17 protein-coding genes and 1 riboswitch are annotated in these 16,502 nt (G+C 35.5%); of the genes, 4 read left to right on the top strand and 13 right to left on the bottom strand.

Annotated features, from left to right (window positions below):
* Positions 1–2: 2 nt before the first annotated feature.
* Entirely contained in the window at positions 3–686 is a 684-nt protein-coding gene (locus tag C2I06_RS02060; protein ID WP_095333169.1) for a response regulator transcription factor, read from the bottom strand.
* 183 nt (positions 687–869) lie between these two features.
* On the opposite strand from C2I06_RS02060, the gene C2I06_RS02055 reads away from it, so the two are divergent.
* Positions 870–1,898, top strand: coding sequence for a DUF3231 family protein (locus C2I06_RS02055; RefSeq protein WP_095333171.1), 1,029 nt, complete (start codon positions 870–872; stop codon positions 1,896–1,898).
* A 69-nt stretch (positions 1,899–1,967) separates the two neighbouring features.
* On the opposite strand, the gene C2I06_RS02050 is transcribed toward C2I06_RS02055, so the two are convergent.
* The 6 genes from C2I06_RS02050 to C2I06_RS02025 all read right to left on the bottom strand — a co-directional run bounded on the left by C2I06_RS02050 (position 1,968) and on the right by C2I06_RS02025 (position 7,146).
* Complete coding sequence (locus tag C2I06_RS02050) at positions 1,968–2,678, bottom strand: polysaccharide deacetylase family protein (RefSeq protein WP_123257363.1); 711 nt, start codon at positions 2,676–2,678, stop codon at positions 1,968–1,970.
* Between the two features lie 137 nt (positions 2,679–2,815).
* Positions 2,816–2,974: a YozQ family protein gene (locus C2I06_RS02045; RefSeq protein ID WP_095333175.1), complete on the bottom strand. Its 159-nt coding sequence runs from the start codon at positions 2,972–2,974 to the stop codon at positions 2,816–2,818.
* Between the two features lie 85 nt (positions 2,975–3,059).
* Positions 3,060–3,842, bottom strand: coding sequence for an ABC transporter permease (locus C2I06_RS02040; protein ID WP_095333177.1), 783 nt, complete (start codon positions 3,840–3,842; stop codon positions 3,060–3,062).
* Between the two features lie 5 nt (positions 3,843–3,847).
* On the bottom strand, positions 3,848–4,660 hold the full coding sequence (locus tag C2I06_RS02035; protein ID WP_217279807.1) for an ABC transporter permease: 813 nt from the start codon (positions 4,658–4,660) through the stop codon (positions 3,848–3,850).
* Positions 4,657–5,634 carry an ABC transporter ATP-binding protein gene (locus tag C2I06_RS02030; RefSeq protein WP_249928269.1) on the bottom strand — a complete coding sequence of 326 codons (978 nt, stop codon included), beginning with the start codon at positions 5,632–5,634 and terminating at the stop codon, positions 4,657–4,659. The genes C2I06_RS02035 and C2I06_RS02030 overlap by 4 nt, the downstream gene beginning before the upstream one ends.
* 159 nt (positions 5,635–5,793) lie before the next feature.
* Complete coding sequence (locus C2I06_RS02025; RefSeq protein ID WP_095333179.1) at positions 5,794–7,146, bottom strand: amino acid permease; 1,353 nt, start codon at positions 7,144–7,146, stop codon at positions 5,794–5,796.
* A gap of 353 nt (positions 7,147–7,499) precedes the next feature.
* Here C2I06_RS02025 and C2I06_RS02020 point away from each other — a divergent pair, with 353 nt between their 5' ends.
* On the top strand, positions 7,500–8,456 hold the full coding sequence (locus C2I06_RS02020; protein WP_095333181.1) for a ribose-phosphate diphosphokinase: 957 nt from the start codon (positions 7,500–7,502) through the stop codon (positions 8,454–8,456).
* A 478-nt stretch (positions 8,457–8,934) separates the two neighbouring features.
* Here C2I06_RS02020 and C2I06_RS02010 read toward each other — a convergent pair whose 3' ends face one another.
* The 4 genes from C2I06_RS02010 to truA all read right to left on the bottom strand — a co-directional run bounded on the left by C2I06_RS02010 (position 8,935) and on the right by truA (position 13,558).
* Positions 8,935–10,134 (bottom strand): phosphoglycerate dehydrogenase, encoded by a 1,200-nt coding sequence (locus C2I06_RS02010; RefSeq protein WP_095333183.1) that lies wholly within the window; start codon positions 10,132–10,134, stop codon positions 8,935–8,937.
* 110 nt (positions 10,135–10,244) lie between these two features.
* Positions 10,245–10,324: riboswitch (ZMP/ZTP riboswitch) on the bottom strand.
* A gap of 93 nt (positions 10,325–10,417) precedes the next feature.
* Positions 10,418–11,035 (bottom strand): nicotinate-nucleotide adenylyltransferase, encoded by a 618-nt coding sequence (gene nadD, locus C2I06_RS02005; RefSeq protein WP_217279794.1) that lies wholly within the window; start codon positions 11,033–11,035, stop codon positions 10,418–10,420.
* Between the two features lie 18 nt (positions 11,036–11,053).
* Positions 11,054–12,505, bottom strand: coding sequence for a nicotinate phosphoribosyltransferase (locus C2I06_RS02000; RefSeq protein WP_095333185.1), 1,452 nt, complete (start codon positions 12,503–12,505; stop codon positions 11,054–11,056).
* Between the two features lie 315 nt (positions 12,506–12,820).
* Positions 12,821–13,558: a tRNA pseudouridine(38-40) synthase TruA gene (gene truA / locus C2I06_RS01995; protein WP_095333187.1), complete on the bottom strand. Its 738-nt coding sequence runs from the start codon at positions 13,556–13,558 to the stop codon at positions 12,821–12,823.
* Positions 13,559–13,861: 303 nt separating this feature from the next.
* Between truA and C2I06_RS01990 the strand changes: the two genes are divergently transcribed.
* Positions 13,862–14,248, top strand: a complete 387-nt coding sequence (locus tag C2I06_RS01990; RefSeq protein ID WP_095333189.1) for an SET domain-containing protein — start codon at positions 13,862–13,864, stop codon at positions 14,246–14,248.
* Between the two features lie 19 nt (positions 14,249–14,267).
* Here C2I06_RS01990 and C2I06_RS01985 read toward each other — a convergent pair whose 3' ends face one another.
* A complete protein-coding gene (locus C2I06_RS01985) occupies positions 14,268–15,785 on the bottom strand; it encodes a glycine betaine uptake BCCT transporter (protein WP_123257361.1) in 1,518 nt (505 codons plus the stop codon).
* 109 nt (positions 15,786–15,894) lie between these two features.
* Positions 15,895–16,077 (bottom strand): hypothetical protein, encoded by a 183-nt coding sequence (locus tag C2I06_RS01980; protein ID WP_176474249.1) that lies wholly within the window; start codon positions 16,075–16,077, stop codon positions 15,895–15,897.
* Positions 16,078–16,307: 230 nt separating this feature from the next.
* On the opposite strand from C2I06_RS01980, the gene C2I06_RS26000 reads away from it, so the two are divergent.
* Complete coding sequence (locus tag C2I06_RS26000) at positions 16,308–16,490, top strand: helix-turn-helix domain-containing protein (RefSeq protein WP_123259095.1); 183 nt, start codon at positions 16,308–16,310, stop codon at positions 16,488–16,490.
* Positions 16,491–16,502 lie beyond the last annotated feature (12 nt).

The raw sequence follows: 16,502 nt of genomic DNA, 5'->3' as shown, positions 1-16,502 counted from the left end.
TACTAGTCACCTACCTTATAACCAAGACCACGGACAGTTTTTATAATGGTTGGCTTTTGGGGATTATCTTCTAATTTCTCGCGGAGCCTTTTAATGTAAACTGTTAAGGTATTGTCATTAACAAAATCCCCTGCAACATCCCAGATTCGCTCCAATAGCTGTGTCCTTGTTAAAACTTGGCCTAAATTATTGGCGAATATCAAAAATAACCGGTATTCCAGGGCCGTGACTACTACTTCTTCATCCTTTTTATAGATCTTTCCTTCCAAAGTATTAATACGTATATCGTCGATTTCGATGAAAGGAGTATTTTGGGGCTGTACATTGTAGCGGCGCAATACGGATTTTATTCTTGAAAGAAGCTCTCTCAGGCGAAACGGTTTAGTAATATAGTCATCTGCCCCCATATCAAGTCCCATTACTACATTAACTTCATCATCTAATGCCGTTAAAAAGATAACGGGCTTATCTGATTTACTTTTCACAAGCTCACATAATTCATAACCAGAACCATCTGGCAGAGACAAGTCAAATAAACATAGATCGATATGGTTAAGCTCTGCCTCTATCGTTTTTCTCGCACCTTTGGCATCATGACAAATAATTGTTTCATAATTTTCACTTTGTAAACTGTAATCTAAACCAGAAGCAATTGTTTTATCATCTTCAACTATTAGTATTTTCATTTTCTACTCCCATAAGTTTTCTTTTCTGTAATTATTCTAAACGATTGGTACATAGAGTGAAAGGTCTTCCCTTATAAAAAGGAAAAAGCTAAAAAATTGATTCAATATTAATAGGTAAATTTAGCATACGATTAAATATGTCTGTGAATACTAAAACAAAACCAACTAAAGGAGTTTTTTGAGATGGACGCGAGACCAAAACCATTGAATATAGATTTAAAACAAACTGACCTAAGTGAAAAGCTAACATCAGCGGAATTAGGTAAACTTTGGGCAACTTATATGGGCAACAGCATGTCAAAATGTTTTCTCCATTATTTCCTTCAGCATGTCGAGGATTCTGATATTAAAAAGCTATTGAAAAATGCCTTAAAGTTGAGCACAGAATTTTTATCTATATCAGCAGAAATACTTTCAAAGGAGAATTTTCCATTGCCAAAGGGTTTTTCCCTAGAAGAAGATGTAAACCTTCATGCTCCTCGTTTGTTTGAAGATGAATACTATGTTCATTATCTTAAGTATGCCGCTAAGGCTGGAATAAGCATTTATAACGTAGCTATTCCCCTTGTTTTTCGAAAGGATGTAAAAGAATTTTTCCAATATTGTATGAGTTCTACCGTACGTTTAATAGAGCAAATTAAGGAAATATTAATGAAAAAGGGCTTCACCCGTAAACCGCCTATTATTCCCATTCCTGAAAGTCAAATGTTTGTTCAGAAGGATTTTTTAAATGGGTATTTTGGACATGTGAGATCTTTACATGCTTTAGAAATAGCACATCTTTACGATAATATCGAGAACAATGTTGCGAGTAAAGCATTGATAATGGCATTTAGTCAGGTTGTCCAACAAGAAGAGATTCGAGAACTCTTTATAAGAGGAAAGAACTTTACCGATAAACATGTTGAACAGTATATGGAAAAACTACATAATGATCATTTACCAACACCATCGTTTCTTGATCACTTAATTACAACATCAACCGTTTCTCCTTTTTCGGATAAAATAATGTTATTTCATAAAATGGATATGTTTTCGATGAAAATCAGATCCTTTGGAAACTCAATAGCTGTAAATGGTCGGCATGATATTGCCTTTATGTATACAAGAGCATTAACACAGATAGGTTTATTTACAGAAGATGCTGCTAAAATTATGATTAAAAATGGCTGGATGGAGCATCCACCCTTTGCAGTGAAACGTGAAAGCTAAGGTATTTCATTCATAAAAAAAGGTATCTGGCTAAAATCCACATACCTTTTTCTCTTTGCTATTTAACAATTAATTATTGCTATCTGCCATCTCTTGAAGTTCATTAACCGTAACAAATGTATACCCAGCTTCTGTTAGTGTTTTTAAAATTCCTTTTAGCGCTTTTCGTTCTTGCCCTGTCTTATCATACATTGGGTGCATCAAAATAATGGACCCTGGCTTTACTGACTCTTTCACATAGTTTATCTTGTCTTCTGCTGTCTGATAATACGTATCAGGCTCCATGTTCCATAGAATCGTATCTATTTCTGCTTGTTTCAAGAAATAAGGAAGCCCAACTAGCTTCTTTCCATTAGGCGGTCTGAAGTCTATTTCACCTGTATAACCAGCTTTTTCAATTAATTGATTTGTTTTTTCTACTTCATTCCTTATAAAAGCTTGCGACTTAAATATCATACGCTCATGTGAGTATGTATGATTTCCAAGTTGATGTCCTTTTTCCGCAATTTCCTCTGCCAAAAGAGGATTTTTTTCTATTTCATTTCCAATTAGAAAAAAAGTTGCTTTTGCATCGTAAGCATCTAGTAAGGACAGAATATCATCTACATTTTTAGTAGGTCCATCATCAAATGTTAAAGCAACTACTTTCTCCTTTGTCTTTACATAATCGGTTAATCCACCGAATAATTGAAAAGATCGAGCGTTCATTAGTTGATAGGCACCAAATAGGATAAGCAACAAAACCAAAAAGCCAATTAATATCTTCCATCTTTTTTTCATTCCAACAACCTTTCTTTACTTTATTTTTTCCGCTATAATTATATCCTCTTCTTGCCCCCTTATCTATTATTTAGTGACATAAAGAAGATGGAGAAAACGATTCCTCGTTTTCTCCATCTTCTTAAAGTTTAAAATGGTTATTCTTTGTTTTTTTTCTTATCAATTGTTCCTTCTGTTAAACTATCATTTGCTTGATCATGCGTTTCTTTCAATCCTTTTGAAGCTTCATCCTTTTGTTTCTTCTCGTCAGGCTGATGAGTTTTGCCTGCAGGGTTTGTGTTTGAATCTTTATTCATTTTAAAACGCCTCCCATTATTTCATGATGTATATATTTATCTACTAGATTTATACCACCATTAATAGATTAGGAAACATTCCATATTACGAACCGGTTGACCGATAGTGACGCACACCAACTATCCACACAAGAATACAAGGAAGGATAAATAGAATACCTGCCAGCGGTGTTAGCATATATAACCATTCTGCTTCTCCTCCCTTACCAAGGAGGTAAAGCAAAGGTAAATAATTGACAGCGCCAAAAGGAATAACAAAAGTAAAAAAACGCGTCACCCATTTTTGATAAATATTTAATGGATACTGAGCCATTTCCCTGCCACCATCGGTAAAAATATTAGCAATCTCCAATCCTTGAATGGTCCAAAAGCTAAGAGTCGCTGCCAAAATAAATATTCCTGTAAAAATAAAAACACCACTTAAAATCATTAACAATAGGGTGATGCACTTCATTATGTTCCAATCAATTGCTAGATTAAATAAAGCCCACCCTAGAACCATAACACTCTGCAATAACCTTCCCACTCTTGTAAATTCAAATTTCGAACCTAACACTTGTATAAAAGTCGTCCTTGGTCGAACAAGCAATCTATCAAAATCACCGCTGGCAACAAGACTGGAGAAATTATCAAATCCTCTTGCGAAGCATTCACTTAATGCAAAAGCCATATGAATGACAGCAAAACAAAGACCAACCTCATAAAAATCCCAGCCTTTAATTTGCCCAAACCTTTCAAACAAGAAATATAATCCAGCAAAGGCAGAAAAGGGAACAAGAAACTGCCCTAATGACAATAGCCAAAAAGACGTTCGATACTGCATTTGTGATTTAAATAATAGCAGAAGGTATTGAAAATAAAGGCGCATAATATTTACCCTCCTTGTACAATGACTTTTTTCATCGCTTTATGTAATGCCATTTTCCCAAGAAACACAAGTGCTACCAGCCATATTAATTGAATCATGATTCCTTCAACTGCTTCGCTGTTCGGAATGTTACCAGAATAGACTCGAAACGGAAAATCTGCCGTTAATCGGAAGGGAAGAAGGTAAACAATTTGCTGAAGCCACTCTGGCAAAAGCGGAATAGGTATTACCATTCCAGCAAAGAACTCCCCTACTACACCAAATACTAACAGAGATCCCATTGGGGAAAGCGTAATAAAAACGGAAATATAAATAAACATAGAAATAGACACTAATACGAACAATCCTAATAAGAGGGAAATACAAAATAATATAAATGTTTTTAAATCTGGCGGTAACATTAGCCGATAAGCAGACGGAAGGAGAAATGCCAGTAATAGTATGGGGAAGCACCTTAGCAGCGCACTTGCTAACCGCTGCGCTAATAACTTACTAAACCAGTATTCATAAATCCCAATTGGTCTGCATAACTCATAGGCAATATTTCCTGTCGTTATTAAATCAAACAATTCATTGTCACGAAACCATAGCATAATAAACGCTAAAAAAGATTGCTGCAACCATAAATAAGTAACTAATTCTTCCAAGGAAATCGGCTGTTCTCCCATCGTTTGTGCATAAAAAGCTTGAAAAATCATAATATAAATAAATCCCCAGAAAAACTGTGTAGCCACTCCCGCTAAAGCGGCTGCCCGGTATTGCATCCCATTTAATAATCGTAATCTTAACACAGCCACATATGGTTTAATTATCCTCATATTTCGTACTCCTTATAAAGCTGTACAATAATATCTTCAATCGGCTGTGATGTTACAGAAACGTCGACAAGATCCAGAGAATGAGACAATTGCATAATAACTTCCGAGACAGAAATTACCGATGTATCTACACTTAAAATGGCTCTTTCCTCCGTCCAAGAAAGAATATCGGCTCCTGGAATTTCAATTGGTGCATTGCTAGATTTATAGTCTGCAGTAATGGTACGATGAGAGCCAAAACGGCTTCTTAATTCCTGCAAATTCCCATCATATAACAGGCTCCCTTTTCCTATTAGAAGAACGCGGTCACATAGTGCTTCGATATCAAACATATCATGTGTTGTCAGGATAACCGTTACGTTCTTTTGTTTATTGATTTTTTTTATAAAATTTCTTACTGCTATCTTGCTTACGGCATCAAGACCAATGGTAGGTTCATCTAAGAAGAGAATTTGTGGATTATGGATAAGAGAAGCAGCAATTTCACAACGCATCCGCTGCCCTAAACTGAGCTGTCTTACTGGTGAATGTATGATATCTTTTAACTCGAGTGTTTCCATTAATAACGAGAGTGTTTCCTTATAGTCCTTGTCTGATACATGATAAATATCTTTTAAAAGGGCAAATGAATCAATTACTGGGACGTCCCACCATAGCTGGGATCGCTGCCCAAAAACTACGCCAATATTTTTCACATATTCTACACGATCCTGCCAAGGGGTATAGCCCATAATTTCACAAGCGCCGCTGTCTGGTACTAGAATACCACTCATTACTTTAATCGTCGTTGATTTTCCTGCTCCATTTGGACCGATATACCCCACAATTTCTCCAGGATTTATTGTAAAACTTACATCCTTTAATGCATGGACAATCGTATGCTCCCTTGAAACAAGAGCTTTCAGTCCTTCTCGAAGACCTGCTGCCCTCTTCGCAACCTTAAAGGATTTATTGATTCCCTGAACCTTAATCAATGCTTCTCCCTCCTTTTCAAAAGAAGAATATAATAGCATTTTATTGAAGATTTTGTCAATATATTTTTTTGATTTTTTCAAATCTTTTGCCACTCAAAAAAACAAAGCCTGAAACCGATATGTAAATCAATTTCAGGCTCTATTTTTAAAAGAAATCTATTAATTTGCAGATTGTTTCCACTTAATTTGATAAATCACCAATAACAAGATAAACCAGACTGGTGTAACAAATAATGCAACTCTTGTATCTTCAGCAAGCGCTAATACAACAAGGACAAACGCTAGAAAAAGAAGAATAAGATAATTTGCAAATGGAAAGAGTGGCATTTTAAATTTATTTTTTGCCGCTAGTGCTGGGCGTGATTTACGATACTTTAAATGACAAAGAACAGTAATTGCCCAAATAAAGATAAAGCAAACGGTCGATATGCTTGTGATTAACGTAAATACGCCTTCTGGCATGATGTAATTTAAAATAACAGCAATTAACACGACAATCACAGAAAAGAATAGCGCATTTGATGGCACTTGATTTTTTGTTAATTTAGCAAGAGATTCTGGTGCATTCTTTTCCTTTGCCAACGCAAACATCATTCTGCTTGTGCTAAAAATCGCACTGTTACAGGCTGATGCTGCGGAAGTTAACACGACAAAGTTCACAATTCCTGCCGCTGCTGTTATCCCAACAGCCAGGAATACTTGAACAAAAGGACTTTCAGCGGGATTAATGGCATTCCAAGGGTAAATACTCATAATAATAAGCAATGCCCCCACATAAAAAATTAAAATTCTTATCGGAATATTATTAATTGCCTTTGGAATAACCTTTTCAGGATTCTCAGTTTCCCCAGCTGTAAGCCCTACTAATTCAATTCCTACAAAAGCAAAAACAACCATTTGAAAAGAAAGAATAAACCCATTCATTCCATTAGGAAACATGCCGCCATGATTCCACAGATTGGTAAAGCTTGAAGGACCCGCATCTGTTGAAAAACCTTTTACTATCATAATGAAGCCAATAATAATTAATGCAATAATGGCAATAACTTTAACTAAAGCGAACCAAAATTCCATCTCTCCAAAAAGCTTTACTGTAGCTAAGTTCATAATAAGTAAGACAATTAAAGCAATAAAACCTGGTAACCATTGAGGTACATGAGGAAACCAAAGCTTTGTATACAAGCCGATAGCAGTTAAATCTGCCATTGCAATCGAAATCCAACAAAACCAGTACGTCCATCCTGTTACAAAGGCAGCTTTTTTGCCAAAATAGTCATTTACAAAATCTACGAAGGAATGATATTCCAGATTAGATAAAAGCAGTTCTCCTAGTGCTCGCATAATCAAAAAACAAATGATACCAGTTATGATGTAGGCAAATAGAATAGATGGGCCCGCTAAGTGGATTGATTTACCAGCCCCTAGAAAAAGCCCTGTTCCTATTGCTCCTCCAATTGCAATTAATTGAACATGTCTGTTTTTCAATCCTCTAGACAATGTTTCTTGCTGCATGTTTAATCACTCTCTTTTCAGTTATACTATTTAAATTTTTTTATGTAACAAGAGTTAACGAAATATAGTTTAGCACATTCTAAGACAAGATACACGAATCACTGTATTTATCGAATTGCAAAAGTTTCTTTTAAAAAACAATCTTTCATTTTAGGTTTGGAAAAGCAGATTATTGGACTATAAAGTATTAATACTATTCTATTGCTCCCACTTGCAAGAGAAGGATGTTTCATTAAGAAAAAAACTATTATTAGGTTGCAATGCAAATATCAGTAACCTACAATATTTGATAGAAGTATCTTTAGGAAAATGAATCATCACTAAGAATGTTCAAATTATAGGAGGAAGCATTCATGCCCAATACATATCAAGGAACCAAATTAAAAGTTTTCGCACTCAATTCGTCGCTAGAACTAGCTCAAGAAATCGTGGATCATCTTGGTACCGAATTAGGAAAATGTACAGTCAAAAAATTCAGTGATGGTGAAATTCAAATCAATATTGAAGAAAGTGTCCGCGGCTGCGAAGTATTTGTTATTCAATCTACATGTGATCCAGTAAATCAAAGTATTATGGAATTGCTTATCATGATAGATGCGTTAAAACGAGCTTCTGTTAACACTATTAACGTTGTTATTCCGTATTATGGATATGCACGTCAAGATAGAAAAGCTCAGCCAAGAGAGCCCATTACCGCTAAGCTAGTTGCCAATTTAATTCAAAAATCTGGTGCAGACCGTGTGATAACTTTAGATTTACATGCACCACAAACACAAGGCTTCTTTAATATCCCAGTTGATCAATTAGTAGGTATCCCGCTCCTTGCCGATTATTTAAATACGAAAGAATTTTCACATGATGTTGTTGTAGTTGCCCCAGACCACGGCAGCGTAACTCGTGCACGTGAGCTCGCAGACCGCTTAAAAGCACCTATCGCTATTATCGATAAACGAGGCCCAAAAGATTTCGGTCCACGCGAAGTAAACGTTGTTGGTAATATTGAAGGAAAAACGGCAATTATTATAGACGATATAGTGGATACCTCTTATCGAATTACTACTGCCGCGAAAGCCTTACTTGATAATGGAGCTGAAGACATATACGCATGCTGTATTCATCCTGTTTTATCTGAACCAGCTATTGATATGATTCAAGAATCACAAATTAAGGAATTGATTGTAACAAACAGCATTCCACTTACGGAAGAAAAAAGAATCGACAAGATTACACAGTTATCTATTGCTGAATTACTAAGTGATGCCATCAGCCGCGTTTATGAACATAAGTCAGTAAGTGTGTTATTTAAATAAACCGTATTAAGCAAAAGGGTTGTCCTGTTGGACAGCCCTTCTGACTGTAAACAAACTCCGGTATTTTGGAAATGGAAGTTTGAGTAAAGAAACTTTATTCTTTGAATCAGGGTATTGCTTTCCGCTCCGGGGGTTCGCTTTCCGTGAGGCTCGCACTGAGCCGCTTCGGCCTTCAGCCTGTAGGGTCTCAGGCTGTCTCGCTAATCCCACAGGAGTCTCACCCCCTCCACTCCAAGCAACACATGATAATGCAATTCCACTTCTCCAAAATCTTTTGTCGACAAACTGAAGGGTTGTCTTATAGGACAGCCCTTTTTACTATAAAAATTCTAATTTAATAAACGTGTTTCCATCCTATAGGGAGAACCATTTAGCACTCTACTTCAAATCTAGCAAGATCCAATTATATACAAATAGACTCCGGCAAAAAATCCATTTCACCTTAGAGCCTATCATGTCTATTTCCTATATTACGTATTTAGATAACTCTCAGCATTACAATTCCGTCGATTTCCTTTAATTGCTTAGATAAAAGAGGAACAATCTCATCCGCTACTTGGTTATCAATATCTATCATCGTGTATGCATACTCGCCTCGACTTCTATTTATCATATCAGCAATATTTAACTGATAAGTAGAAATGACTTGTGTCATTTGACCAACCATATTAGGAACATTTAAATGGAAGGCCGTCACCCGACGTTTCCCCGCATAGGGGATAGATGCATTCGGAAAGTTTACTGCATTTTTAACATTTCCGGTTTCTAAGAAATCCTTTACTTGACGCGCTGCCATTACTGCACAATTTTCTTCTGATTCTCCTGTAGATGCTCCAAGATGTGGAATTGCAATCGTATTTTTCATTTGGAGAACATTTTCATTTGGGAAGTCTGTTATATAGCGTCCGATCTTTCCATCTTCCAATGCAACAGCCATGTCTATTTCATTCACTAGCTCTCCACGAGAAAAATTTAGAATTTGTGTCCCTGGTTTCATTAAGGAAAATGCCTTTTTATTAAACATGCCCTTCGTGTCTTCTGTTAATGGAACATGAACCGTAATGTAGTCAGACTCTGCAAATAATTGATCTAATGTCATTGCTCGCTTGACATTACGTGACAAATTCCAGGCAGTATCAACAGAAAGAAATGGATCATACCCAATAACATCCATATCAAGAGCAAGAGCATCGTTTGCTACGAGAGCACCAATTGCACCTAAGCCAATTACACCTAGTGTTTTTCCTTTAATTTCATGACCAACAAATTGTTTTTTACCTGCTTCCACAAGTTTTGGAACTTGATCCCCTTCCGTAACAAGGGTTTTGGCCCATGACACTCCTTCAAATAAATTTCGGGAAGAAGCCATTAATGACATGAGCACCATCTCTTTTACGGCATTTGCATTCGCACCAGGTGTATTAAATACAACAATTCCTTTTGCAGTACATTGTTCAACTGGTATATTATTTACTCCTGCACCTGCACGTGCTATTGCCTTTAAATTATCTCCCAATTCCAACCCATGCATATTAAAGCTGCGTAAAAGTATCGCATCAGGATTGGCACACGTATCATCCATTGTAAAATTCCCTTTTTTAAATACGTTTAGTCCACTTGCTGCAATATTATTTAACGTTTTAATTGTTTTTACTTCTTTAACAGTCGTAGTGCTCATCTCCATTGCTCCCTTTTTCATCAATTATATTCTTTGTAAGCTTGGAACATCCTGCATCCCTTTTTCAACCGCAATAGTAAAAAAAGAAAAAGGCAAGGAGTTCATTCCCTTACCTCTGCCCAGGCGAACGGCATACGACACTATGTGCTCCCCTACGGTTATCCGTATTTCGCCAGTTACACATAGCCTTTAGATTTGCCTTCATTCTATCAGACTATTCAGTATTCATCAATTACTAATTTCTTATTAATTTTGTTCTTTTTTATGCTTTTTTTAGAATGGTTTATTGATATAACTTATTTTTCTTTATATATTGATAACACTTTTCTGGCAAAAGATACCTTGGTTCTCCCCCCATTGAAAACTCTTCTCGTATATAAGTAGAGCTTATTTCCATGGACAGTCCCTTATCTAACAAGTGAAAGGTCTTCCCATCATCATGATTGCGAAGAAGTGGTGAGCGGCTGATCGTGGAAAGCATATCAATCCCATTTCGAGCCATAACGATAAATCGATTTTCCGCTACTAATTCTTCCCCTTTGGTCCATTTACCTTGACCAATATCAACAAGTAAATCGGCTCCCATAATGAAATATACCTCGTCTTCTGGAAGTAACTTTTTAAAATAATTCATCGTGTGATACGTATAGATTTCCCAGCCATCTTGCTTCATTTCATAGTCATCGAATGCAAATTTATCATTGTCAGCTATTGCCATATTAACCATCTCTATACGATGTTCATCAGCTGTTTCCATTGTTTTATCTCTTCTTTTGCTCGAAGAAGGAAGAAAAATGACTTTATCTAACTTGCATCGATGAGCAACTGTACTGGCCGTCCAAAGATGAACATTTGTAATGGGATCAAAGGATGATCCATAAACCCCTATTTTTCTCACCATATTTTCTTCCCTTCTGTTTTAAATTGGGTTCGTCTTTTCCTTCATTTTCTCTATATAATTGCGCTTGTTCTCCCAGCAAGCTTTACTTAAATCAACTGGATACTCTTCCGGATTGAGCGTTCTTTTATATTCATTCCATAACAACTCTAGGTTATCCTCGACCTTTTTTTGAATATCGGTTAATAGTGGCGGCGTTATTTGAATATGCCCATTCTTTATAACTGGATGATGTAATTCAATTGCCTGGTAATTTGTTACCACCTTATTTAAATAAGGATGAACAGGATGAAACATTTTTAAAGGCTCTTGTGTGATGGCTTCAGATGCGAGGGTAATATAATCCCCTTCCGCATGACCATTTTCCTTGTTAATAATTCGATATACTCTTTTCTGCCCTGGTGTAGATATCTTTTCCGGATTTCCAGATAATTTTATCGTATCCCTCATTTCACCTGATTCATTTTCAATGCTTACTAATTTATACACAGCTCCTAATGCCGCCTGATCAAACGCTGTTATCAGCTTGGTTCCAATTCCCCAAATATCAATCTTTGCTCCTTCTGCCTGTAAATTCATAATTGTATACTCATCTAAATCATTCGATGCGATAATTTTCGCATCGTAGAACCCGGCTTCATCGAGCATTGCTCTTGCTTTCTTAGAAAGATAGGCTAAATCTCCACTGTCTAAGCGAATTCCTTTAAAATGAATTTTATCACCAAATTCCTTTGCAATCTTTATGGCATTTGGTATACCGGAACGAAGTGTATCATATGTATCCACTAAAAAAACGCAGTCTGTATGCGCCTCCGCATATTTCTTAAAAGCTTCATATTCATCTTGATACGCTTGAACTAATGCATGGGCATGTGTACCAGATACAGGAATGCCAAAAATCTTACCAGCCCTTACATTACTAGTTGCAGAAAATCCTCCGATAAAGGCAGCCCTTGTTCCCCAAATCGCCGCATCCATTTCCTGCGCTCTTCTTGTCCCAAACTCCATCGCCGTTTGACTGCCAATAACCTGCTTCATTCTCGCAGCTTTCGTGGCAATAAGCGTTTGATAATTAACAATATTTAACAATGCAGTCTCCACTAATTGCGCTTCTGCAAGTGAAGCTTCTACACGGAGAATAGGTTCATTAGCAAATACTAGCTCTCCTTCTTGCATGCAATAAATGTCTCCTGAAAAAGTAACATTTTTTAGGTAATCTAAAAAATCCTCCTTATAGCCAACTTCATTTCTTAAATAATCAATATCACTATCTGTAAATCGGCAATTTTTTATATAAGATAAAATCCGTTCTAAACCAGCAAAAACAGCAAAGCCATTACCAAATGGCAGCTTGCGAAAATAAAGTTCAAATACAGCTTTTCGCTCATGTACCCTATCTCTCCAATAGGTCTCCATCATGTTAATTTGGTAGAGATCGGTATGAAGCATAAGACTGTCATCAGCATAATTCATCTAAAATTTCCTCCTCCAAATAAATTCATATCAACATGCAAAAATTATTTTATTTCCTTAGGATGTGACAAATCTCTGTATCTTATATAATTATCCTTTTATTCGTCAAATCATTCTTTTTTAAGCAAACCTTTTCACATATATAGTATAAAATTTATTTTTAAAAGTCATATAGTGAATTTCTTTGTATATCTCTTGCCGCTAAAGTCTGAACTAATTCGATCACTCTGTCCCTCACTAGTGTTCCCTAACTATTAAAACGATACAAAAAAAGCAAGTAGTTCAGAAATAACTACTTGCTCGTCTTCACTTCTATTAAAACTTTACTTTTTCCAAAAATAATCCATTCGCTTCTGCCATCATGCCTGTTAGACTACGATCTTTTGTTTCCAAAATTGCTGGAATAGTATCCGCTTCGACTTTTCCTAGGCCAACTTCAATCAATGTACCAACTATTTTTCTGACCATATTATAAAGGAAGCCATCGCCGCTCACGCGAATTTCTATAAATCCGTCTACTTCTTTTATATCAACATAGTATACTTCTTTCACCATTGACTTTTTCTTTGATTTAGCATTGGAGAAAGCTGTAAAATCATGTTTCCCCACAAAATAGACAGCTGCTTGTTCCATTTTCTTTAGATTTAATCTTTTCTCTACATGCATGCTATATTTACGCATAAATGGATGGGTATACGATTTATTCCATATTTTATATAAATACGTTTTATCCTTTGCATTATATCTGGCATGAAAGCGATCAGGAACGATTTGTACTTTTGAGATACTAATATCATTCGGCAAGTAGTGGTTTAAATAATTCATTACTTCTTTTTCCGTCATCTCTTTCTTCATTTTAAAATTGGCAACTTGAGATAAAGCATGCACCCCTGCATCTGTTCTGCTGCAACCTATAATTTCAATCTTTTCTCCTACCATTTCTGTTAAGACATTTTCAATTTTTCCTTGAATGGATTGGTCTCCATTTCCCAGACGCTGCCATCCTTTGTAACGGCCGCCATCATATTGAATAAGCATTTTATAATTTTTCATTTTTTCTCCTGTTCTTTACCCTTTTATGTTATTTATTATAAGAAACTACGAGCATCCTTGTTTCAGGTTTATTAACACGCCATCACCTTACTATGTTGAAATCATTTAAGGAAAATACTCCATAATGGATATTATCTCATTATACACTATTAATCCTCAAACCTTTATTAGCTAAAAAGTCAATTTATTACAAGAAATATTTCTTTTTTATAAAAAATTTTTTTATTTATTTCCTAAATAATAGAAACAATGTTAGAGTATGATATAGCAGTATACTTTAGAAAGAGTTGTAGGTGATCAATTATGATTGAAATTAAAACATCTCCCTTAAGTGATGGAGAATTCAATAGAGGCGTGTTTGCTACATGTGATATCAAAAAAGGTACTTTATTCCATGAAGCTCCCGTTGTTCCATATCCAAATGAGCAGCACAAATATATCGAAAGAACAGTACTAGAAGATTATGTTTATGAATATGGGATTAACCACAGTGCTGTTGTTCTAGGATACGGCATGCTTTTTAACCATTCCTATGAACCAAATGCAACATATGAAATTAATTTTGATAAGCATACATTTGACTATTATGCTTATAAGGATATAAAAGCTGGCGAAGAAATATTAATCAATTATAATGGCGAAGTCGATGATTATGAGCCGTTATGGTTTAATAAAGATAAAGAAGATTAAGAAGAAAAAAGGCTCGATATCACATCGAGCCTTTTTTCTTTTTCCACTTCGATTCATATTCTGCTTTCTCCCGATGCACTTCCTTCAATAAACTTACCGTCATTAAGATCATAATAACGGAAAAAGGGAGAGCGGCAATAATCATCATATTTTGTAAACCATCTAATCCCCCTGAATAAAGTAAGACCAGCGAAATAGAGGTAAGTAAGAGTCCCCAAATTACTTTAATTCTATTGCTCGGATTCTGAATTCCATTGGCAGAAAGCATACCTAAAACAAATGTACCTGAATCTGCTGAGGTAATAAAGAACACACCAATTAATACAATAGCTAAAATAGATAGTACCGCACTAAGAGGAAAATGTTCTAAAAGAGCAAATAATGTTTCTTCCGTTGCAAAAGTGGAAATAGTACCTAATCCTTTATGCTCGATAAACATCGCATTACCGCCAAATACTGTAAACCATAAAAACCCAATTATTGAGGGAATAAATAAGACAAAGGTAACAAACTCACGAATGGTTCTTCCTTTGGAAATTCTAGCAATAAAAATTCCGACAAACGGTGACCATGCAATCCACCAAGCCCAGTAAAAAATGGTCCAAGTATTTATCCATTGACGATTCTCACCATTTAAAGGAGAAATGCGAAAGCTCATGCGCACTAAATTCTGTAAATACGTCCCCAATGTATCTGTAAATAAATTGAGGATAAAGACTGTATTTCCCAAAATAAATACAAATAAAAGCAAGATAAACGCTAATATCATATTCATATTACTAAGGATCTTAATTCCTTTCCCTAATCCTGAGACAGCTGAAAGTAAAAATAAGATGGTAACTATTACGATAATAATGAATTGAGTTAAAAAACTTGAAGGAATCCCATAAAGAAAGGAAAGCCCTCCATTTATTTGCACAGCACCGAATCCTAGTGTTGTCGCTATTCCAGTAACTGTCGCAAAAACAGCGATAATATCAATGATTCTTCCTAATCGTCCATCCATAGAATTACCTAGCAATGGTTTTAAGGTCGAACTAATTAACGTCTTTCCTCCCTTGCGAAAGGTAGTATAAGCAAGACTTAATGCCACAATTCCATACACTGCCCATGCATGAATTCCCCAATGAAAATAAGTAAATCTCATTGCATCTTTCATGCCTTGTTCTGTGCCAACCTCATTTGTAGGTGAACTAATAGCATAATGACTAAGTGGTTCCGCAGTCCCGTAAAACACAAGTCCGATTCCCATTCCCGCGCTAAAAAGCATCGCTAACCATACTATTCGGGAAAATTCAGGCTTATCCTCAGGTTTACCTAATTTAATTCTCCCTACCGGACTTAATAATAAGTACAAACATATTATCACGAAAAACGTGACGACAATTAAATAATACCAACCAAAAGAATCTGTAATAAAAGATTGTGCACTAGCTGAAGTTTGTTCAAGCGTTTCTGGTGCAAATACTCCTACTAACACAATCACTAATAAAATAATTACAGAAACATTAAAGACAAGATAATTTTTAAACTTCATATAATAAATTCTCCTTCTAATAATCGAATACTAATCTATGTAGAATTGCTGTCTAGGTTATTATATCCTTTATTAGGAGAATTAAACAAATACTAGCCCTTTCAGCTTCTTAAGGAGCTATCCTTTTTCCTGGTTCTCTACTGGACTCCCTAATTGCATCTAATACTTGTTGATTCATTACTCCCATCATAAAATCAGGGAAACCTAATCTTACCTCCCCATATAGCATTTTGGCGAAATCTTCCCATTCTGTCAAATAGACCGATTTTGGAACATGTATTTTTTTCTCCACAAGTTCACCCAATGATATGATAATTTATATTACCTACTTAGTTGATATTTCGCTACAATACATAGATTTTATTCATTCTCAGAAAAACGTTGTAAATACAATTTGTGACTATATTGATGAACATTATCATGAGAATATTACAAGAGATAATATTGCAAAGATTGTATACTTAAGCCCAGATTATATAACAAGAATTTTTAAGAAAGAAAAAGGACTCTCTCTTGTAAACTATATCATCAAAAAAAAGAGTAGACATCGCTAAGGAGCTACTCATTCAAACTACATTACCAGTACATATCATCTCAGATAAAGTCGGATATGGAAATTACTCCTACTTTACCAAACTTTTTAAAAAAGAAACAAATTACACTCCTTTTGAATATAGACGAAAAGAAAAATCCTCCGCTTTATAAATAAAACTAACC

Origin of the sequence: Niallia circulans (assembly GCF_003726095.1) — a bacterium.
In the GTDB taxonomy this organism is placed as follows: domain Bacteria; phylum Bacillota; class Bacilli; order Bacillales; family Cytobacillaceae; genus Niallia; species Niallia circulans_A.
The sequence above is the reverse complement of the archived record's forward strand: the minus strand, read 5'-3'. Positions and strand labels throughout refer to the sequence as shown.